22 protein-coding genes are annotated in these 18,424 nt (G+C 56.0%); 1 reads left to right on the forward strand and 21 read right to left on the reverse strand.

The features are described from left to right. Positions 1–8: 8 nt before the first annotated feature. From pgm to PG1C_RS14135, 13 genes are all read right to left on the reverse strand, one after another. The gene (pgm, locus tag PG1C_RS14080) at positions 9–1,661 is read right to left on the reverse strand and encodes a phosphoglucomutase (alpha-D-glucose-1,6-bisphosphate-dependent) (RefSeq protein WP_237218221.1); all 1,653 of its coding nucleotides are present in this window, start codon (positions 1,659–1,661) and stop codon (positions 9–11) included. Further along, a complete protein-coding gene (locus PG1C_RS14085; protein WP_284431767.1) occupies positions 1,658–1,978 on the reverse strand; it encodes a hypothetical protein in 321 nt (106 codons plus the stop codon). The genes pgm and PG1C_RS14085 overlap by 4 nt, the downstream gene beginning before the upstream one ends. Beyond that, the gene (locus PG1C_RS14730; protein ID WP_237218222.1) at positions 1,975–2,496 is read right to left on the reverse strand and encodes an HAD family hydrolase; all 522 of its coding nucleotides are present in this window, start codon (positions 2,494–2,496) and stop codon (positions 1,975–1,977) included. Before PG1C_RS14730 ends, PG1C_RS14085 begins: the two co-directional genes overlap by 4 nt. After that, complete coding sequence (zwf, locus tag PG1C_RS14090) at positions 2,490–3,881, reverse strand: glucose-6-phosphate dehydrogenase (RefSeq protein WP_202635347.1); 1,392 nt, start codon at positions 3,879–3,881, stop codon at positions 2,490–2,492. Before zwf ends, PG1C_RS14730 begins: the two co-directional genes overlap by 7 nt. Next, entirely contained in the window at positions 3,878–4,138 is a 261-nt protein-coding gene (locus PG1C_RS14095; protein WP_202635348.1) for a hypothetical protein, read from the reverse strand. The genes zwf and PG1C_RS14095 overlap by 4 nt, the downstream gene beginning before the upstream one ends. A 530-nt stretch (positions 4,139–4,668) precedes the next feature. Beyond that, complete coding sequence (locus PG1C_RS14100; protein ID WP_202635349.1) at positions 4,669–6,438, reverse strand: putative bifunctional diguanylate cyclase/phosphodiesterase; 1,770 nt, start codon at positions 6,436–6,438, stop codon at positions 4,669–4,671. Continuing rightward, a complete protein-coding gene (locus PG1C_RS14105; RefSeq protein WP_237218223.1) occupies positions 6,431–7,963 on the reverse strand; it encodes an ATPase domain-containing protein in 1,533 nt (510 codons plus the stop codon). The genes PG1C_RS14100 and PG1C_RS14105 overlap by 8 nt, the downstream gene beginning before the upstream one ends. Next, on the reverse strand, positions 7,920–8,342 hold the full coding sequence (locus tag PG1C_RS14110) for a hypothetical protein (protein ID WP_202635350.1): 423 nt from the start codon (positions 8,340–8,342) through the stop codon (positions 7,920–7,922). Before PG1C_RS14110 ends, PG1C_RS14105 begins: the two co-directional genes overlap by 44 nt. A gap of 10 nt (positions 8,343–8,352) precedes the next feature. After that, entirely contained in the window at positions 8,353–8,526 is a 174-nt protein-coding gene (locus PG1C_RS14115; protein WP_202635351.1) for a hypothetical protein, read from the reverse strand. A 76-nt stretch (positions 8,527–8,602) separates the two neighbouring features. Continuing rightward, positions 8,603–8,902, reverse strand: a complete 300-nt coding sequence (locus tag PG1C_RS14120) for an encapsulin-associated ferritin-like protein (protein WP_202635352.1) — start codon at positions 8,900–8,902, stop codon at positions 8,603–8,605. A gap of 516 nt (positions 8,903–9,418) precedes the next feature. Beyond that, positions 9,419–9,607 (reverse strand): hypothetical protein, encoded by a 189-nt coding sequence (locus tag PG1C_RS14125; RefSeq protein WP_202635353.1) that lies wholly within the window; start codon positions 9,605–9,607, stop codon positions 9,419–9,421. Between the two features lie 105 nt (positions 9,608–9,712). Further along, entirely contained in the window at positions 9,713–9,916 is a 204-nt protein-coding gene (locus PG1C_RS14130) for a CsbD family protein (RefSeq protein WP_202635354.1), read from the reverse strand. A 280-nt stretch (positions 9,917–10,196) separates the two neighbouring features. After that, complete coding sequence (locus PG1C_RS14135; protein ID WP_237218224.1) at positions 10,197–10,673, reverse strand: BON domain-containing protein; 477 nt, start codon at positions 10,671–10,673, stop codon at positions 10,197–10,199. A 304-nt stretch (positions 10,674–10,977) separates the two neighbouring features. On the opposite strand from PG1C_RS14135, the gene PG1C_RS14140 reads away from it, so the two are divergent. Beyond that, on the forward strand, positions 10,978–11,136 hold the full coding sequence (locus PG1C_RS14140; protein WP_202635355.1) for a DUF3309 domain-containing protein: 159 nt from the start codon (positions 10,978–10,980) through the stop codon (positions 11,134–11,136). Between the two features lie 307 nt (positions 11,137–11,443). Here PG1C_RS14140 and PG1C_RS14145 read toward each other — a convergent pair whose 3' ends face one another. From PG1C_RS14145 to PG1C_RS14180, 8 genes are all read right to left on the reverse strand, one after another. Further along, the gene (locus PG1C_RS14145) at positions 11,444–11,878 is read right to left on the reverse strand and encodes a hypothetical protein (RefSeq protein WP_202635356.1); all 435 of its coding nucleotides are present in this window, start codon (positions 11,876–11,878) and stop codon (positions 11,444–11,446) included. 118 nt (positions 11,879–11,996) lie between these two features. Further along, positions 11,997–12,194, reverse strand: a complete 198-nt coding sequence (locus PG1C_RS14150) for a hypothetical protein (protein ID WP_237218225.1) — start codon at positions 12,192–12,194, stop codon at positions 11,997–11,999. Between the two features lie 133 nt (positions 12,195–12,327). Beyond that, entirely contained in the window at positions 12,328–12,543 is a 216-nt protein-coding gene (locus tag PG1C_RS14155; protein WP_202635358.1) for a glycine zipper 2TM domain-containing protein, read from the reverse strand. Between the two features lie 55 nt (positions 12,544–12,598). After that, the gene (locus tag PG1C_RS14160; protein WP_202635359.1) at positions 12,599–13,210 is read right to left on the reverse strand and encodes a hypothetical protein; all 612 of its coding nucleotides are present in this window, start codon (positions 13,208–13,210) and stop codon (positions 12,599–12,601) included. 320 nt (positions 13,211–13,530) lie between these two features. Beyond that, positions 13,531–14,199: an OmpA family protein gene (locus PG1C_RS14165; protein ID WP_202635360.1), complete on the reverse strand. Its 669-nt coding sequence runs from the start codon at positions 14,197–14,199 to the stop codon at positions 13,531–13,533. 292 nt (positions 14,200–14,491) lie between these two features. Further along, entirely contained in the window at positions 14,492–14,863 is a 372-nt protein-coding gene (locus tag PG1C_RS14170; RefSeq protein WP_202635361.1) for a hypothetical protein, read from the reverse strand. Between the two features lie 101 nt (positions 14,864–14,964). Then, a complete protein-coding gene (locus PG1C_RS14175) occupies positions 14,965–15,417 on the reverse strand; it encodes an outer membrane lipoprotein (RefSeq protein ID WP_202635362.1) in 453 nt (150 codons plus the stop codon). 812 nt (positions 15,418–16,229) lie between these two features. Continuing rightward, a complete protein-coding gene (locus tag PG1C_RS14180) occupies positions 16,230–18,344 on the reverse strand; it encodes a catalase (RefSeq protein WP_202635363.1) in 2,115 nt (704 codons plus the stop codon). Positions 18,345–18,424: the final 80 nt, after the last annotated feature.

Below are 18,424 nucleotides of genomic sequence, written 5' to 3' on the forward strand. Positions count from 1 at the left end.
CGTGCATGTCACCGTTGCGCCAACGCGGCATCGACGACATCCTGCGCCTCGCGCAGGATGTCGCGCAGATGGTCTTCACCGCGGAAGCTCTCCGCGTAGATCTTGTAGATGTCCTCGGTGTCGGAGGGACGCGCAGCGAACCAACCGCTGGCCGCGATCACCTTGATGCCGCCAATCGGCGCGTCGTTGCCCGGTGCGCGGTCGAGGACGCTTTCGATCTGCTCTCCAGCGAGCTGCGTGATGTGCAGCTGCTGCGGCGAGAGCCTCGCCAGGCTCTGCTTCTGCTGGACGGTCGCCGGCGCTTCGATGCGATCGGCCACCGGCTCGCCCAGTTCGCGAACGAGGTCGCGATACAACTCCCCCGGATCGCGGCCACTGCGCGCGGTGATTTCCGCTGCAAGCAACGACGGCACGATGCCGTCCTTGTCGGTGGTCCACACCGCGCCGTCCCGGCGCAGGAATGACGCGCCGGCGCTTTCCTCGCCACCGAAACCCAGTGCGCCGTCGAACAGTCCATCGACGAACCACTTGAAGCCGACCGGTACCTCGTAGAGCTTGCGTCCCAGCCGCTTCGCGATACGGTCGATCAGCGCAGTGCTGACCAGGGTCTTGCCGACCGCGGCGGTCCGGCCCCACTGCGGCCGATGCTGGAACAGATAGTCGATTAGCACCGAGAGGTAATGATTCGGCGGCAACAAACCCGCACTGCGGGTAACGATGCCGTGGCGGTCGTAGTCGGTGTCGCAGGCGAACGCGATGTCATAGCGGTCCTTCAGACCGATCAGCCGCTGCATCGCCAGGGATGAGGAAGGGTCCATGCGGATCTTGCCGTCCCAGTCCACCGTCATGAAGGCGAAGGTCGGATCGACGTCCTCGCTGAGCACAGTCAGGTCGAGTTGGTAGCGCTCGGCAATCGGCATCCAGTAATGCACGCCGGCGCCGCCGAGCGAATCGACACCCATATGGACGCCGGCACTACGGATCGCGTCGAAGTCGACCATCTGACCGAGATCGCCCACGTAGGCGCTCAGGAAATCATGTTGGTGCGTGCTGACGGCGCGACGCGCCTGCGCATACGGCATGCGCCGCACCTCCTTGAGGCCACCAGTAAGCAGCGCATTGGCACGATCCTGAATCCATCCCGTGACCTCGTTATCCGCCGGCCCGCCATTGGGCGGGTTGTATTTCAAGCCGCCGTTGTCAGGCGGATTATGGGAAGGTGTGATGACGATACCGTCGGCGAAACCCGAGGTGCGGCTGCAGTTGTAGACCAGGATCGCATGCGAGACCGCCGGCGTCGGCGTGAATTCGCCGCCCTTGGCGATCATCGTTTCCACGCCGTTGCCGGCCAATACCTCCAGCGTGTTCTCGAACGCCGGCTGCGACAGCGCATGGGTATCAATGCCGATGTACAGCGGGCCATCGATACCCTTGTTTTTGCGGTATTCGCAGATCGCCTGGCTGATCGCCAGCACATGCCATTCGTTGAAGCTGCACTCGAACGAGCTGCCACGGTGCCCGGAGGTGCCGAACGCGACGCGCTGCGCTGGCACCGCGGGATCGGGGCGCAGATCGACATAGGCAGTGAGCAGCTTCGGCACATCGACCAGCAGCGACTGCGGTGCCGGCTTGCCGGCGAGCAGGCTGATCGCGGTGCTCACGCGCTTGTCTCCCGCAACCGGCGATAACGCCGGATCAGGGTATTGCTGGAGCTGTCGTGGTTGAGTTCGGGGTCGTTCCTGCTGGCGATCTCGGCGGCGGTGCGCTTGGCCAGCGCCTTGCCCAGCTCCACGCCCCACTGGTCGAACGAATCGATGTCCCAGATCACGCCCTGCACGAATACGCTGTGCTCGTACAGCGCGACCAGTGCGCCCAGCGTGTGCGGCGTGAGTCGTTCGGCGAGGATGGTGTTGCTCGGCCGGTTGCCCTCGAACGTGCGGTGCGGCACTAGCGCCGCGGGCGTGCTTTCCGCCTTCACTTCATCGCGGCCAGCAGTTGCGGCTTGTCGTCGATCATCACGTAGTGGCCGGCCGGAAAGCACCGCTGGATCAGGTCGAACCTGCGTTCCTTGTGCAGGGTGACGAGCACCCGGCCATCGACGGCATCCCACAGGCCAGAACGCTGAATCTTGCGCGGCTGGAACACGATGTCGCCATCGGAAACAATCGCCGTGATGCCGATCGTACGAAGGTGGTCGAACGCGGCGAGTGCACGCGGGTACAGTCGCTCACCGAAGGGATACTCGAGCAGGAACGCCGACATCTGCAGCAGCGCCAACACGGCATCGCTGCCGTTGCGGAACTGCTGCAGTGCTCCCAGATAGTCAGCGTAACCGAGTCGGTCGCGCAGCTCGGCATAGATCGACCAGCAGCGCTCGCGTTCTGCCTTTCCGAAGTCATGATCGAGCCGCGCCGTGAAGTCGGCAGCGAAACGATCGTTGTCGAGCAGGGTGTTGTCGACATCCAGCATGAACACCACCAGGTTTTCATTCAGCACGGTGCCGTCTCCTCGGGCTTCGGATCGTGCCAGCCCTCCTCGCTGACCACGATGCCCTCGGCAGCCGACGGCCCCCAGCTACCGGGCTCGTATTCCCGCACCGGCTCGGCATTGGCGAGTAGCGGATCGATCACCCGCCACGCTGCTTCGACGCTGTCGTCGCGCGTGAACAGCGAGGGGTCGCCGCGCAGCGCATCGCGTAGCAGGCGCTCGTACGGTAATGTTTCGCTACGCGGCTCATGACGGGCGATCAGCTCCACCGGCTCGCCGCGCATTTCCTCGCCGTGCTGCTTGACTCGCGCGCCCACCGAGATCGTCACCTCGGGGCTGAGCCGGAAGCGGAAATAGTTCGAGGTCGCCGGACTGATCTCGTCGAAGATCGCCAGCGGCGGGCACTTCAGATTCACCATGACTTCGGTGGTGGTGACCGGCAGGCACTTGCCGGCGCGGATGTAGAACGGCACACCGGCCCAGCGCCAGGTGTCGATATGCAGGCACAGCGCGGCGAAGGTCTCGACCCGGGAATCCGGCGCGACGCCTTTCTCACCGCGATAGCCACGGAACTGGCCGCGCACTACCTGTGCCGGGTCCAGCGGTCGCATCGCCTGTAACAGCCGTAGCTTTTCGGCATGCATGGACTCCGGATCGTGTCCGATCGGTGCATCCATCGTCAGTAGCGCGATCACCTGAAACAGGTGGTTCTGTACCACGTCGCGGATGGCGCCAACTTCCTCATAGAATGCGCCACGTCCCTGTACACCGAAGCTCTCGGCCATGGTGATCTGCACGTTGTCGACGTAGTGGCGGTTCCAGATCGGGTCGAGAAAGGCGTTGGCGAAGCGGAAGTACAACAGGTTCTGCACCGCTTCCTTGCCGAGGTAGTGATCGATCCGGAACACCGCCGATTCCTGGAAGACCTCGTGTAGCGCGTGGTTAAGCACCTGCGCGGAGGCGAGGTCGCGGCCGAACGGCTTCTCGACGACAACGCGGGCATTCATGGCGCAGCCGGCTCGCGCCAGCCCCTGCACCACGGTAACGAATATGCTAGGTGGAATAGCGAGATAATGCAGCGGGCGCGCGGCGCTGTCCAAGGCTTGCTTCAGGCGCTCGTAGGTCGCTGGATCCTGGTAGTCGCCGTCGACGTACTTCAGTTGCGCTGACAGCCGGGCGAATGCATCGGCATCGATACCGCCATTCTGCTCCAGGCTGTCGCGCACGCGTTCGCGCAGCTTGTCGAGCGTCCAGCCGGCGCGGGCCACGCCGATGACTGGCATGTCCAGATCGCCGTACCGAATCATCGCCTGCAGCGCCGGAAAAATCTTTTTGTACGCCAAATCGCCGGTGGCGCCAAAGATAACCAAGGCGTTGGAACTGAATACCGTCATGTTGATTCCGCTTCTCCGCAGCCGCCATCAGCACGTTGCTGCGACGACGGCAGCCTGTGCTGAGTATCTGATGCCATCGCAGGCAAAAGAGCATGGTTGATGCTAACCTTGACCAGGTGCTCCCGATGGTTCTCGATCAGCGGAATACCCTGGTCGACGCCGCCGAGCGTGATCCTGCTGCCGATCGCGCCGTCGTGCAGGCATGGATTGCAGACGGCACATGCGATGACAAGAGCTGTCTTGGTTATACCGTCCATGGTATGAGTTTCCTTTGAGAGGGCAAATGTGAAGCTGCGCGAAATATGTGTATAGATGCAAACTTGTTCGCCGTCTGTACGTTACCCCACAAAATGGTTTTATAGCCTGTTGTTGCGCCCCCTTCACAATCTGACGCGGTTGAGCCGTAACGCGTTAGTGACCACAGACACCAAACTCAGCGCCATGGCAGCGCGGGCGGCAACTGGGATACCGAGCGGGGATGCCGAACGCGTTGTAGCCAAATGCGAAAGCGCGGTACTGGCGGATGTTGCACATCGTCGTGCGCGACAGCACAGCGTCACACCTTGAGGCTCACGCAGACCCGCTGCAGAAGTGTCCGTATTTCCTTGCCCGGGATTTTCACCTCCGGTTTGTAGACCAACTGCAACACAACTCCGAGTGCAGTGAGGGTACCGACCGTAAGTCTCGCCACGCGAGACGCAGGCTGTATGGTAACGGGCGATGGCGTGTGCTCACGACGCCGCCCGAATATCGGAGGCGCGATCCCCCACTCAGCTCAACCGTCAGCTCAACCGTCGCCGCGCATCCCGTCAATCCCGGTAACGAGCAAGAGCGCAAAGTTCTCGACGGACAATGGGTGGCTGAACAAAAAGCCTTGCCCCTCCTCGCATTGCTGAGCACGGAGGAACGCGAGTTGCTCGTGCGTCTCCACGCCCTCGGCGATGACCCGTTGCTTGAGATTTTTCCCCATGCCGATGATCGTGCGGACGATGGTTGCATCGTCCGCGTTGGTGGCGATGTCGCGCACGAAGAATTGGTCGATCTTCAGAGTGTCGATTGGGAAGCGCTTCAGATAGCTCAAGCTCGAATAGCCCGTACCGAAGTCATCGATGGCAAGCCGCACCCCCATGGCTTTGAGTGCTTCAAGCACGGGCACCGAGTCGTCGGCATCGTGCATGAGGACACTTTCGGTCAGCTCCAGTTCGAGATAGCGCGGCGCCAGGTCGGTCTCCTTCAGGATAAGGGCTACGGCCTCCAGAAAACTTTTGTGCCTGAACTCTACCGCAGAAATGTTGACCGCTACGGGCACAGCGCGCAGGCCCGAATCCAGCCAGACCTGTACCTGCCTGCAGGCTTCGCGCAGCACCCAGCGGCCAATCGGCAAGATCAGGCCACAGTCTTCAGCGATGGGCACGAACTGCGCTGGCAGTAGCAGCCCTCGTTCCGGATGCTGCCAGCGGATGAGCGCCTCGACGCCGACAATCGTGCCGCTCTGAAGATTTATTTTCGGCTGGTAGTGCAACACAAATTCCTGTCGTTCCAGCGCGCGACGCAGGCTGACTTCGACGGATTGCCGCTGGACGGCCCGAGCATTCATGCTCTGCTCGAAGAATTTGTAATTGTTGCGTCCGCTTTCCTTGGCGGAGTACATCGCCGTGTCCGCATTCTTGATCAGGGTTTCCGCATCCTGACCATCGTCGGGGTAAACGCTGATACCGATACTCGCGCCGATATGGAGATCGTGCTGGTCAATGCGGTGCGGCAGCGCAAGCGCCGCGAGCATCTTTTGCGCAGACAGCGCCGCGTCTTCTGCGCGCTCAATATAGGGGAGCAGCAACACGAATTCGTCCCCACCCTGACGACTGATGGTGTCTGAGTGACGCACACAACTCACCAGACGTTGTGCAACTGACAGCAGCAGTTGGTCACCTACCACGTGGCCCAAGGAATCATTGATGTGTTTAAATTGATCCAGATCCATAAACATCACCGCAAATTGCCTGCCTTGACGACGGGCTAACTCAATCGCCTGGCTAAGCCGGTCTTGCAGCAGTACTCGATTAGGCAAGTCGGTGAGAACATCGTGATGGGCCAAATGATCCAACTGATCTTTAGCCGTTTGGACTTGTTCGGTCAGTTTGTGCGCTTCAATGGTCGCGGTGACTAGGTGTGCGTTGGCTTGCTGCAACATAATGACGTGATCGTCAGACGCTGCCTGCGTCTCTGCCGCACGAATTTCCCGCTCGCGCGAGGTGACTGCCCCTTCGCGCGCATTGGCTTCTGCTTCCCGTGCCTGTGCCGCTCGTTCGCGCAGATGGGCAGCGTCTTCACGCAAGTCGGAAGCATTTTCACGTACATGCGCGGCACCTTCTCGTGCCATAGCCGATTTCTCTCGGCTTAGAACGACCGCTTCATCATCAATGACAGCGCCTTCCCTGCGCGTGATATCTTTTTCGAGGGCAGCTGGCAAGCTGTCTTTGTGCTGGCTAGCCACGCCCGATTGACTTGAGTCATCGGTATTAGAAGCAGGGGCGCCGTCATTGTCATTTCTATTCATTATCACTCTCCATCACTTGGTCGTTCTGGCTAGTGCGGACCGTCGGCCGGCCCGTCATGATTCCGGCGTACTCAGATAAGGTTTCGCCAATAATGATGCCTTGGTCGGTAATATCAAACAATCGAATATCCTTACTGTGCTCACTGCCACGCACTTTAACCACCGAGAAGGCGCGTTTGAATTGGCCCACGATTTCGACATAGCGCTGCACGATAATTGCGTCAGCGAGAAAAGCAGTCCCAAATGGACTGAAGCGCAAATCGGTGTAGCGGTCTTCCAGTTCCGAGGTCATTAATATGGTCACGCCCATACCAGTAAGCTCGGCAATCATCCTGTACAGCGATCCGCGGAAATCTTCCTGAAACTCGGGTGCCAGTGCCAGTTCAAATCCAGACAAGGAGTCAATGACAACGCGCTTTGCCCGCATTCGATTAATCATTTCGATCAAATCATGCAAGGTTTGATCAATCGACAAATCCAGAGAACACGTGTTGATCACCCCCACTTGTCCAGCCCTGACCAGCGCATTCAGCTTTTTGCTCAGCAGTTGGCTAGGGCTCTTCTCAAACGCCGCAATCACACCGGGCTCGCCCCGGCGTATTCCTTCGGCGAGAAATTCCGTCGCCAATATGGTTTTTCCGGAACCGGATGGTCCGACCACGAGAAGCGAATAGCCCATTGGCAAGCCGCCACCTAGCATTTCATCCAGACTAGGTATCCCCATCGGAACACGTTTCTCGCCAGGGGATACCTTGATTGCTGGCTCAGCCGCTGTGTCCCGTTGAATAACCGCACGCGGGAAAACCTGAATCCCTTCGTCACTAATACGGAACGTATGCAAACCGGGTGCTTGGGCTTGACCTCGCATTTTGACCACTTGCATCTTGCGTACCATGGAATTGCGGTGCAAATTTTGCGAAAGCCACAGGATGCCATCCGCCACGGTAAAGATGGGGCTTGACTCTGATTCTGGCAACAAATATTCACCGATCAAGAATGTTGTTGCCTGCCAGCTCGTCATTTGCATGCCCAGTTGCTGGATGAATTGCTGCAGCTCGGATGCCCCCTGTTCCTTCTGCTTCGCTGACTGCACGACTGAGCGAAACGAATCAACAAATACCAGGCTGGGCGCATAGTCTTTCACTTCTTCGTCAATACGGGACAATACATGGTCGAAATCTCCCTCCAGGAGGTCTGCAGACAGATTGACGAAGCGGACCGATTGATTGACTTTATTGATATCAAAAAACGAAAATTGCTGTTGGTAACGGAGCATCTTTAACGCAGGTTCCCCTAGTACCGTGAAGAACAATGCCCGATTATCCGGGCTTGCCAGCGAGAACATGATCTGGTGAGCGAGCGTGGTTTTTCCGCCACCCGGCGTGCCCGCAATCAGGTTAAACGAGAATTCCGGCAGACCTCCGCCCAATAGGTTATCCAGACCAGGTACGCCAGTTTTTAGACGCCGTATAATTACCTTGTTACTCATTTTTAAACTCCTTGCCGGCCCTATCCGAAGCGTCATTGCCCCAAGCCGAACGTAAAATACGGGTCGTTAACTGCTCACCAATTAATGAGGCCAAGATGTCGGTGAAAGTGATCAGTAGCAGACTGTTTGCTGCACTGGCTTGCGCAGGCGTTTGTCCTTCAAAACACATTTTTAATTCCGTGAACCGGTGATCAGTCTGTGCTAACAGTGATCTGGCTGCGAGCCAGGGAAATGTTGACTGGGTAAGAAATACACTTCTCGCGTAAAGCGAATTGAAACCTCCTTTACCCACGATCGAAATGATTGGGATCGCCATCTGCTCCCACAGGAGAATCGAGACATCCTCAACCTTTTCAGGGTGCTGTGCCACGAGACTTTTAATTATCTGCTGCCGCAGTAAGCCACTGGTTTCCATAAGTAAAATCTCAATAATCGGTCGATATAACGACGTTGATGGAGTTTACCGGCCTCTTGCCTCCGTCCTTTGACATAAGGAATGAGTCATACCGATCAATGATCTCCAACGCTGGCTTGCCGGTGTAACCCGCATCGGCGGCATTGTTCTCGACGAGAAGCATGGTGGTCGGAGCAGCGTTCATGACATGGATGTTCGTGTGGATATCGATTGAGTTCAGCGAACACTGGAGACTGCCTATTGCAACAAATACTTAGGACTTAGGCATCATCAGGTCTATGCGCAATGGTTTTTTTGGTGAACAAGTACTCATAGAGTTCCTTGGAAAACTTTGGGTCTTTGCGCTGAATCCATTCCAGCACCATGGATGCATGCTCTTTTTCCTCGTCTCGGTTGTGCTCAAGGATTGCCTTGAGTTCTGTGTCTTTGCATGCATCAGCACGTTGGTTGTACCAATCAACGGCTTCCAGTTCTTCCATCAGAGAAACAATTGCTCTGTGCATGTCGCGCGTTTCAGCGGACAGCTCCTCTACAGGCTCGTGATAACCGACGCTGGACATTTCTTTCTCATTATGATCACGGGACTTGACGACGAATGGCCAACTTTGATGCAGTCAGGTGGATCATCGCTGTATTTTCGGCTCAACTTCGATTGACCTGATATCTCATTGCGGTGGCTTTCCCGGAAGGGTGACGTGGCCCATCCGTGACGACTCGAGTGCGTAAAGTTTTCGTTGATACGGCTCACCATAACCTCGGCTCGACAGGGAATGCTGGTTCTTGCGCAGATTCCCTTCCCATCTGCAACTTATCAAATGGCAGCGGTAGCGGCGAACCGGCATGAAGATGTTTATGATTAAATCTGCAAATCGGCGTGGAATGCGGTACACAGAGCCATTGCAACGAGGGCATACGCGTTCGAGAGAAACATGGCCAGTGGCGTCCGAGCGATCACTGTCGGTGGCGGAAGACGTGTTCATGACCTCAACTGCCCCATGACGCCGTTGCCGCATCGGCTACACCGCATTCCGACCCCCTGTCGATCGAGAACGGCTCTGGCGCAGTCTCTGTCACGTTCAAGGTGCAACGACATTAGTTGCTGCCACGCTTCCACCTTCACTCTCCCAGCCACTCAGTTCGGCCTTCTGTCGCCCTTTCTGTTTGTTGCGCATGCGCTCAACCACAAGCGTGGCCAAGATGGTAGCGATCACAGCGCCACCAATCATCACCCCAAGTGGCGAGACGAAATATTTATAGCTTGTCATGATGGAAGTCCTTTAAGTAAGCCGTGCCGACATCGGTAACCTTGCCCCTGTTGTAGGGTAATGTGCCATGCAACAGGGGCAAGGTCAGTAGGAGCTCTTAGAACATTAGTCCTTATTCCGCTCTTCAAAACTCTTGATTTGCTGCTCGGCTTCGTCCTTCGTAATGCCGTAGGCTTCTTGAATCTTGCCCGCCAACTCGACACGTTTGCCAGCAATCACGTCAAGCTGATCGTCGGTAAGTTTGCCCCACTGCGCTTTTACCTTGCCATGGAATTGCTTCCAGTTACCTTCAACGATATCCCAATTCATATCAAACTCCTTTGTATAAAATCCGACTGGTGAAATTACCAATTGGGCCTCTCTTGCCGTAGTCGGCCTCCTGCCATTTGTGCGTCTCGCGCAACGAGAAGTCGCGAAGAAAACAGTGTGGCGACAACCGAGGCCGATTGATTCATAAAAGCTCAAGACACATGCGTAAGATTAGCGGTGTGGTCAAGCACATTCTGTACGGCACCATACATAGACCGATCTGCGAAACTGCAGCACCTAGCTATAGCCTGCTTTGTCATTAGTTAGCAGAAACTCGGCTTTATCTGACCAACTTTGGCACTAATCGGTTTTCAACCTTTTTTACGCCAGCCACAGCACTTGCCAGTGCTTCAGCCCTGTCACTACTGGGCAGAGAATCGACTGATCCGCTCAATGTCACTACGCCCTTTACGGTATCAACACTGATCTGCAGCGTCTTAAGACCAGGCTCGGCGAAAATGGCGGCTTTGACCTTGACCGAAATCTCGGCATCATCGATTGCCAAACCTGTTTTCACACTTTTCTCGTCCAGTTTCTTGCCGGCTTCATCGATGGTTTCGCCTATTTTCTTGCCGGCTTCATCGACTGTCTGGTCTATTTTTTTACCTGCCACCTCCGCAGACCCTGGCTTGTCGCACGCCATAAGTCCCGCAGCGAGCAACACCGAAATACAAATTAATTTGGAATTTCCGATCGCTTTCATTCTTGTTCCCTTCATAAGATGAGCAGGCTGAAACCACGAAGATCGTGCGTTCATTTGATCATATGTGCATGACCAGTCATTGAGTACGCACATACCTTCGCCCATACCTTGCGCCTTACCAAAAAGTGATTCTGTGCGTTGGCGTACAGAAAATTATCTCTATTTGAGTAATCTCCCGGTCAAGAGCATGGCGATGACTAGTGGGATGAACAAGCGCTACTTTGTAGATTGCTGTCTCGAAAGAGCAACTGCTGAAACCGTTACAAAACCAATGTCGACAGACCAGAACAAGTGGTGATGATTCAATCGTTTCCTCAACTGCTGCACTCTGCTACGACTTACTTTTAGGAGATATGAAATGACACTAGGAACCATTCTGCTGATCATCGTAGTTTTAATGCTAATCGGCGCAATCCCAAGCTGGCCTCACAGTCGGGAATGGGGTTACGGACCTAGTAGTGGCCTTGGGCTGGTGGTTGTGATCCTGATTGTGTTGCTGCTAATGGGCAGGATATAGCGGGCACATTGCGCCACTCTTGAAAAATGACAGCAGGCCTAGCCTGAGTTGAGGCATGCGACAGAGCGGATTTACGACGAGGAAAAAATATTGATACGGATATCATTGATACGAGTATCCCTACGGTGGATGCGGACAGAACATCCTGAAAAGCAGGCGCTCACGTAACGGTAAAAAACGACGCGGATAATCAGCCTTTATTCATGCTTTGCCCACTCGCTACACGATGGGTAATGCATGAATAAAAAAGTACGGACCGCAACATGTTATTAAACGAATGCCTCAGTGATCGCGGCCATGATTGCGATCACCCACCGGATCCCTCGTTTTTATGATTTCCACGACCTTCGTCCTTATGATCTTTACCCCGATTCTGGTCACGGCCACCATCCCGACGACCACCATGACGTTCCTGGTAACGCGGAACATACTCGCGGTTGTACCAGTTGTCCTGTACAAAGAAGACCGGCTCGTCGCAGGCGTTGTATTCGCGACAGTGCTTGCGCCAATTTTTGGCGTGGCCTGGGGGTACGCGCAGATAGATAGGCTGACGGTTCATCAAACCCCGCTCGATCATCATCGGTCGGCGGTAGATCACTCGTGGCTGCGGATAGTCGCCGATATCGATTTGTCCATAAAACTCGGGTTGGCCGATGCTGATTGAGACTCCAACGTCGGCAGCGTGTGCCAGGGTGGTAATTGTGACAGCAGCTACCGCCGCTGCGATCAGAAAATTTTTCATGTTGAATCTCCTGTTTAAGCAGTATTTCTTCATGCGAGAATAAAACATCATGCTACGAAATACGCTTGGCAGAAATACGTGAAAGGCTTCGCGGCACTGCTGAGGATTTGTTTAGAGACTACTTCTTATCCCCTTTTGCTGCGTCCTGGATGCTGTCACCGGCTTTTTCAATCTGCTGTCCGGCCTTCTCTACCGTTCTGTCGACTTCCTTGCCAGCGCGCTCTGCGGGGCCTTCCTGTTTCTGGCAGCCGGATAGGGCAACAAGCAATGCACTCATGCCCAAGACTGCGCTAGCGGTTTTTCCAAATTTCATCATTTTTATCTCCTGGTGTTTTACTTGACCGAAAGCGAGCGTAACCATAATGGATTACGCTCGCTGCGAAATGAGAGCAATCAGCAAGTGCGATGCACTGACCGAATAAGCCATGTGCATCGCATGTTGATTATCATTACTTGTTGACTTCGTGACCAATGATGCCGCCGACGGCTGCACCACCAACGGTTCCAGCCGTGCTGCCGCCCGTAAGAACAGCACCACCGACGGCGCCAACACCAGCACCGATGGCCGTGTTCTTGTCCTGCGTCGACATACCGGAACAGGCACTCAAGCCAAGCAACATTGTTGCGACAACTGCACTGAACATAACTCTTTGTATCGTTTTCATGGAATCACCTCTTTATAAAAATGTGGGTATTTCGTATCTACCCGTGTATCACTGATTACTTGCCAAAGTCTCTCTTCGCCTGGTTCAAGCAGTTATCCTTGGCGGTGCCTGCAAGTGTGTCGCATTTTTCCTTTGCCACTGCATACCCGGCATTGAGCTTGTCTGTCGCGGCATCCTTACGGGCGTCAGCGGCCTCGGTTTTCGCTTCGCTGCGCGCTGCGGTGGACTTCTCATTAGCCGTAGCGTTCGCATCCGAAGTCTTCATCTGCGCCTTGGCATCGGCCTTGGCGGTGGTTTTCGCCGCTTTCGCTTCCTTCACGCAAACATCCTTCGCATTGCCAGCCAAGTCGTCGCATCGTTCATTCGCTACCGTATAGTCGGCTTCTGCTTTGGCGACGCGCGCCTGGTAGTGGGTCTTGCGGGTAGGTTTGTAGCTAGCTTCGAGTTCAGCGTTTGCAACCTTCTCCTTGCCCTTGGCCTCGGCGACACAGATATCGTTCGCGTTACCGGATAACGAAGCGCAACCCGCCTTGGCCGACTTGTACTCGGTCGCGATCTTTTCTTTATCGGCCTTGTAGTCTTTTTTCGACATGCCTTGCGCCATCACGCCAGTGCTGAATACGAGGCTGATTGCGAGTGCGATCACGCTAATGTTGAGTTTTTTCATTTTTATTCCTTTATGTGATGAGTTTGAGATTGAGATTGATGAATCAGAAAGTCATGCTGGGCATTTATTTCTCTTCGCCGAGACCACGCTGCTTTCAACTACTGCGCATTGCTGCGCTACAGACATTGCACCCGCTTAGTTCCGACAAATCTAGGTTATGGCGATTGCCTCTCTGCATCTGTCTGCTAACGCACATAGCCGATAATCGAATGATTCGTCGATAAGCGATTCGTCACACAGATTGCGAGCGCGCCACCCTGAAAGAAAATACCCTGCCAAAGCAGGGTATTTCTCTAGCACTGGAACTGCCGGTAGAGTAACTACCTGACGATCTGACTACCTATTACTTCGATATTGACGCGGCGATCAGGTTGCAGGCAGGTGATCACCTTGGCGCTCTTGGCACCGCTGCATTCGCCGGCCTTGGTTACTGGCTGCATCTCACCCTTTCCTTCAGTCTGTATGCGATTTGGTTCAATGCCCTTGCTGACCAGATAAGCCTTGACTGCGGCTGCGCGTTGCTCAGATAAGCGCTGATTGTAGGCTTCAGAACCAAAGCGGTCGGCATGCCCGACTGCTGTAATTACCTCCAGATCGATACCCTTCAGCTTGCCAAGGAAATCATCCAGTGCCACCCGCCCCGCCGGACGCAGAACCGCCTTATCGAAGTCGAACAGAGTGTCAGCGTCCAGCGTCACTCGCTCAGCTACGGGCTTTGGCACCACTACAGCTGGTGGGGTCGGTTCAGCGGCCGCAGCGATTGGTGTTGGAACAACAGTCGAATCACACTCCGGTGTGGGCACTGCAGGACCAAAGCCGGTATGCCAACACAACCCGAAGCCACTCCGCGCAACCGTGCCGCGCTGGTCAGTGAGGTATCCCGTATCCGCCGGATTGGCTTCCGCCCTTGCCGTGCCCGACACAACGCCCAGTGCCAGAGCACATGATACGGCCAAGCCCATTTGCTTCTTGATTAATGAATATGTCATTATTATTCCCTATTTATAAGTTGCATCACTCCGCCTTCTGTTGCTTACATTCTTCCGACTGCCTGCAAAGACGGCGAGATACTGACAGTCACTGCGAAACGATCTGAGCCAGTCACTGACCTCGGGGCGTGCAAGACGAGTGTTGATTTGGGGCGTGTCGTCCAGCGCTGGCGGGGCTTTACTGATGGCAACCGGTCATTGTGGTCATCATCCCCCGGATCCAGAATATTCTCTGTACGCTGGCGTACGCAGCGCCTTGGAATTCACGCCTGCCCGGGCCACTGGCGTCGACTCAATCGTTCGACTGGTTTGCGCCTTGGATGAAGATTATGCCTTCCCCCGGTCGCCAATTCACGGGGTTCGCATCCATGAACACGTGGCTCGAGCCATCCTTCATGCGGATAGTGACTTCATAGCTCTTGACCAACTTCCCCGGTATCTCGTTTTGACCGCCTCTTGCCACTCCGCCTGCTACGCCGGGTTGCTCAATCTCCCGCGTGGACGCGACGACGCCACATTCCTCACACTTCACCCTGACGCGCGCGCCGACCGTCCTGGTCGGCGGCGCCAGAAGCTTGTCGAGCGCGAAGGTGACACCTGCTTCGATCGAGGCTGGCATCCAAGCCGTCACGGCCGCAATTCCAAAGAGACCGAGCAGGATCACCGCGATACTCCCGATCAGTAATCGCAGATAGGGGACTTCATGGGCGTGCGTTTTCCTATTTGCCTCCTGCAGGGTTGTGCCAACCCGGCCCCATGCCGTGATCAGTACCGCTGCAGGACGCTGTTTTCGAACCGCACCCGGTCGCCGACCCGGAAACCAGGGTTGGTGCTATACATCAGCGTCTGATATGACCCGTTCTCCATACGGACGGTGATCTTGTAGGCCTCTGCATTCTGCTGTTGCCGGTTTTTCAACTCGTGGCCGATATAGGCACCACCCGCCGCGCCGATGACGGTCGCCGCCGTATTGCCCCGTCCGGCCCCCACCTGGTTACCGACGACACCCCCGACTACGGCGCCAGCGATGGTACCCAGGCCGGCGCCATTGTTGTCTTGTTTCACGAGTTCAACGGATTGCACCACGCCGTATCCCGAGTAAGCAATGCCTGGTCTGGCGATTCCGCCATAGGGCGTATTGGGCGGGGTGTACTCGGTTGCGCAGGCACCAGGCGTCAGAATAGCAATTATTCCGAGCACTGATCCGAATTTATTCATCGTTTTAATGACAAGTCTCCTACGTAATTTGAAAAGGGTTGCATGCCGGTGAATCTGGCGTCTCAATCGTTGAGACAAGCAACTCCATTCCATTTCTTGATACTCATCTCATTGCCGACGTTCTGTATCTTCTGTACCCTGTCCGCACCCCGCGTGATCTTGACTGCGCGGTTGATCCGAGCCCGATTGTCGATCATCACGCCAATAGTCCCTCACATCCGGGGCCTTTTCTGTACGCTGACGCTCATAGTGCAGACCATCTGCAGGTCCGCCAAGGACTCACCGTTGGGATAACCTCTTAGGAGATGCCGCGCTGAGCGCCACAGCAATCGACACAGTGTCCGCGCTATGAGCGTCAGCGTACAGAAAAGGCCGGGTAACTCGCGCACCTCTCGCCGTAACAGGCTACCGGCGATTATTGTCGCCAGAATCCCGGTAACTCCGCTTCACTGTCCGCCCAGTATGAGCTGCACAGGAATCGGTCCACGCTCGCCAGGTGTGGCAGCGTCATTCGTCATTCATTTCAGCCAAGCGATTGAGCCACCCAACCAGGTATGCCATGGCCTTTGCAATCTGTGCACTCATCATCGCCGCACTGCTGACCACATGGCCCTGTCGGGCACGTTGCTGAGGTGACTCCCCCTGAGCACACCACCATACTTTATCTGGCCGCTCGGAAAATAGGGCTTCAGAGCAAGCAGGCCCACGAGGTGCAAGGCTTCAACGAACAACTGGTGAGCGCTGCGGGGGTTCAGGCTGAATCAGATTGATGTGGCCTTGACCAGACAGAACACGCTCTTTGGAACTGGCGCTTATGCCAATGTTCGAATAGACTTTTCCCGGTCCCATTGGCGCGTCTTTGCCACAGCAATAAATGCGTCTTTGTCGCTGGTATCCACAATGCCTGCGTCGCGTCCGACATTCGCTATTTTCAAAAGCGCCTGGCCGCCTTTGTCAGCGGCGATTGCCTTGAGATGACCAAAAGCATCGCGCACGAAATCGATCGCGGCGCCTTCTGTCGACAGTGCCTTTGCGCCTTCGCTGGAGAGGATGACGGCGACCGCGTCGAATAGCACAGAAGGCGTACCTGCCAGTTGTCCGTCAACCGCCAGCATCGAGCCATCGGCAAGCTTCGCGCCGCCCACGTTGGGGGCGACGATCTTTACGCTAGCACCCGCATCGGTCGCCGCCTTTTTAATCGTCTTGATGACAGCGCCGTCTGAACCATTCGCGATCAGAATGCCAATCGCGCGCCCCATGAGCGTGTCCTTCATCTTGCCGATGATCTGCAATGCGGGTGAAGGTTCCATCGCCTGTACGGGTGCTGCGGCCTCTGGCGCAGCAGGCATTTTGTCGAATCCAAGACCCGCAGCGACCCGCCTGGCGAGGTCTTTTTCGATATGGCGCAGGTGGCCGACCATGGCCTTACGCACGTGCCCATGTCCAACCTTGGAAAGCTCAAACACTAACGCCGAGGCGATGTGCGCCTGCTCATACGTGGTTTGGCTGAGATAGAACTGCCGCGCCTGGCTGTAGTGGTCGGCGAAGCTCTCGGCACGGATGCGGCCTTTCTCGCCAGTTTCAGTTACTGCCGCGCTGTGAAAGCCCTTGACCGGTGTTTCGCGCGGCGAGTTTTCGGACAGGGTATTCGGCTCATATGAAACACGGCCCGAAGGTTGGGCCATCTGCATGTGTCCGTCGCGTTGCTGGTTTCCGAAGGGGCACTTGGGGGCGTTGATCGGGATCTGGTGGAAATTGACCGAACCCAGGCGCGCAAGCTGCGTGTCGAGATAGGAGAATAAACGGCCTTGCAACAGGGGATCATTCGAGAAATCGATGCCTGGCACGACGTGAGAAGGACAGTAAGCAACCTGTTCGGTTTCAGCAAAGAAATTGTTCGGCCAGCGATCCAATACCATGCGGCCGATCACTTGCAAGGGCACCAGTTCTTCGGGAATCAGCTTCGTTGCGTCCAGATGATCGAACGGGAACCTGTCCGCTTCTTCCTGCGTGAAAAGCTGCACCGCAAATTCCCACTCGGGGAAATTACCCGCCGCGATGGCCTCGAACATATCGCGGCGGTGGAAGTCTTGATCAGCGCCGGAAATCTTGACGGTCTCATCCCAAACGGTGGATTGCAAACCGAGCTTGGGGCGCCAGTGGAATTTGACGAAAGTGGATTCGCCAACGTCGTTAATCAGCCGGAAACTATGCACACCAAAGCCCTCGATCATGCGCAGCGAACGGGGCAGGGTGCGGTCTGACATGATCCACATCACCATGTGCATGGATTCTGGGGTGAGCGAAATGAAATCCCAGAACGTGTCGTGCGCAGTCGCCGATTGCGGAAAGCCGCGGTCGGGTTCCATTTTCACGGCATGGATAAGATCAGGAAATTTGATGGCATCCTGGATAAAGAAAACCGGGATGTTGTTGCCGACCAAATCCCAGTTGCCTTCCTTGGTGTAAAACTTGACGGCAAAGCCGCGTACATCACGCGGGGTATCGACCGAGCCCGCGCCACCTGCGACGGTCGATATGCGAGTAAACACGGGCGTCTTCTCACCTACCTCGGTGAGTATCCTGGCGGTGGTGTATTGCTTCAACGAGGCGGTCAGCTCGAAGAATCCATGCACGCCCGTCGCACGCGCGTGAACGATACGCTCGGGGATCCGCTCGTGATCGAAATGGGTGATTTTTTCGCGGAGGATGAAATCCTCCAGAAGCGTAGGACCGCGCGGATTGGCCCTGAGTGAGTTTTGATTATCGGCAAGTGCGACGCCCTGATTAGTGGTGAGCGCGGGGTGCTCTCCCCCAGCGATCTGGTGCAGTTCGCCGCCGACAGCCAGTGGTGAGTCTCCGTTCAAGGCCGAGCCCTTCTCCTGTTTGCGTTTTCCAGAATTATTCGTTGTCTTTACTTTGCTCATGATTGGTCTCCTGGGTGAGTAACGCCGGCCCGCCGGCTATTGGCATGTGCTGATGCGTTGGTGGTTATTGGCACTACACG

Source organism: Rugosibacter aromaticivorans, assembly GCF_000934545.1.
GTDB classification, from domain to species: domain Bacteria; phylum Pseudomonadota; class Gammaproteobacteria; order Burkholderiales; family Rhodocyclaceae; genus Rugosibacter; species Rugosibacter aromaticivorans.

Bases quoted from the DNA above. Each gene is read 5' to 3' on its own strand.
- zwf (WP_202635347.1), bottom strand. From the start codon at position 3,881: ATGACGGTATTCAGTTCCAACGCCTTGGTTATCTTTGGCGCCACCGGC.
- PG1C_RS14095 (WP_202635348.1), bottom strand. From the start codon at position 4,138: ATGGACGGTATAACCAAGACAGCTCTTGTCATCGCATGTGCCGTCTGC.
- PG1C_RS14100 (WP_202635349.1), bottom strand. From the start codon at position 6,438: ATGAATAGAAATGACAATGACGGCGCCCCTGCTTCTAATACCGATGAC.
- PG1C_RS14105 (WP_237218223.1), bottom strand. From the start codon at position 7,963: ATGACGCTTCGGATAGGGCCGGCAAGGAGTTTAAAAATGAGTAACAAG.
- PG1C_RS14110 (WP_202635350.1), bottom strand. From the start codon at position 8,342: ATGGAAACCAGTGGCTTACTGCGGCAGCAGATAATTAAAAGTCTCGTG.
- PG1C_RS14115 (WP_202635351.1), bottom strand. From the start codon at position 8,526: ATGAACGCTGCTCCGACCACCATGCTTCTCGTCGAGAACAATGCCGCC.
- PG1C_RS14120 (WP_202635352.1), bottom strand. From the start codon at position 8,902: ATGTCCAGCGTCGGTTATCACGAGCCTGTAGAGGAGCTGTCCGCTGAA.
- PG1C_RS14125 (WP_202635353.1), bottom strand. From the start codon at position 9,607: ATGACAAGCTATAAATATTTCGTCTCGCCACTTGGGGTGATGATTGGT.
- PG1C_RS14130 (WP_202635354.1), bottom strand. From the start codon at position 9,916: ATGAATTGGGATATCGTTGAAGGTAACTGGAAGCAATTCCATGGCAAG.
- PG1C_RS14135 (WP_237218224.1), bottom strand. From the start codon at position 10,673: ATGAACGCACGATCTTCGTGGTTTCAGCCTGCTCATCTTATGAAGGGA.
- PG1C_RS14140 (WP_202635355.1), top strand. From the start codon at position 10,978: ATGACACTAGGAACCATTCTGCTGATCATCGTAGTTTTAATGCTAATC.
- PG1C_RS14145 (WP_202635356.1), bottom strand. From the start codon at position 11,878: ATGAAAAATTTTCTGATCGCAGCGGCGGTAGCTGCTGTCACAATTACC.
- PG1C_RS14150 (WP_237218225.1), bottom strand. From the start codon at position 12,194: ATGATGAAATTTGGAAAAACCGCTAGCGCAGTCTTGGGCATGAGTGCA.
- PG1C_RS14155 (WP_202635358.1), bottom strand. From the start codon at position 12,543: ATGAAAACGATACAAAGAGTTATGTTCAGTGCAGTTGTCGCAACAATG.
- PG1C_RS14160 (WP_202635359.1), bottom strand. From the start codon at position 13,210: ATGAAAAAACTCAACATTAGCGTGATCGCACTCGCAATCAGCCTCGTA.
- PG1C_RS14165 (WP_202635360.1), bottom strand. From the start codon at position 14,199: ATGACATATTCATTAATCAAGAAGCAAATGGGCTTGGCCGTATCATGT.
- PG1C_RS14175 (WP_202635362.1), bottom strand. From the start codon at position 15,417: ATGAATAAATTCGGATCAGTGCTCGGAATAATTGCTATTCTGACGCCT.
- PG1C_RS14180 (WP_202635363.1), bottom strand. From the start codon at position 18,344: ATGAGCAAAGTAAAGACAACGAATAATTCTGGAAAACGCAAACAGGAG.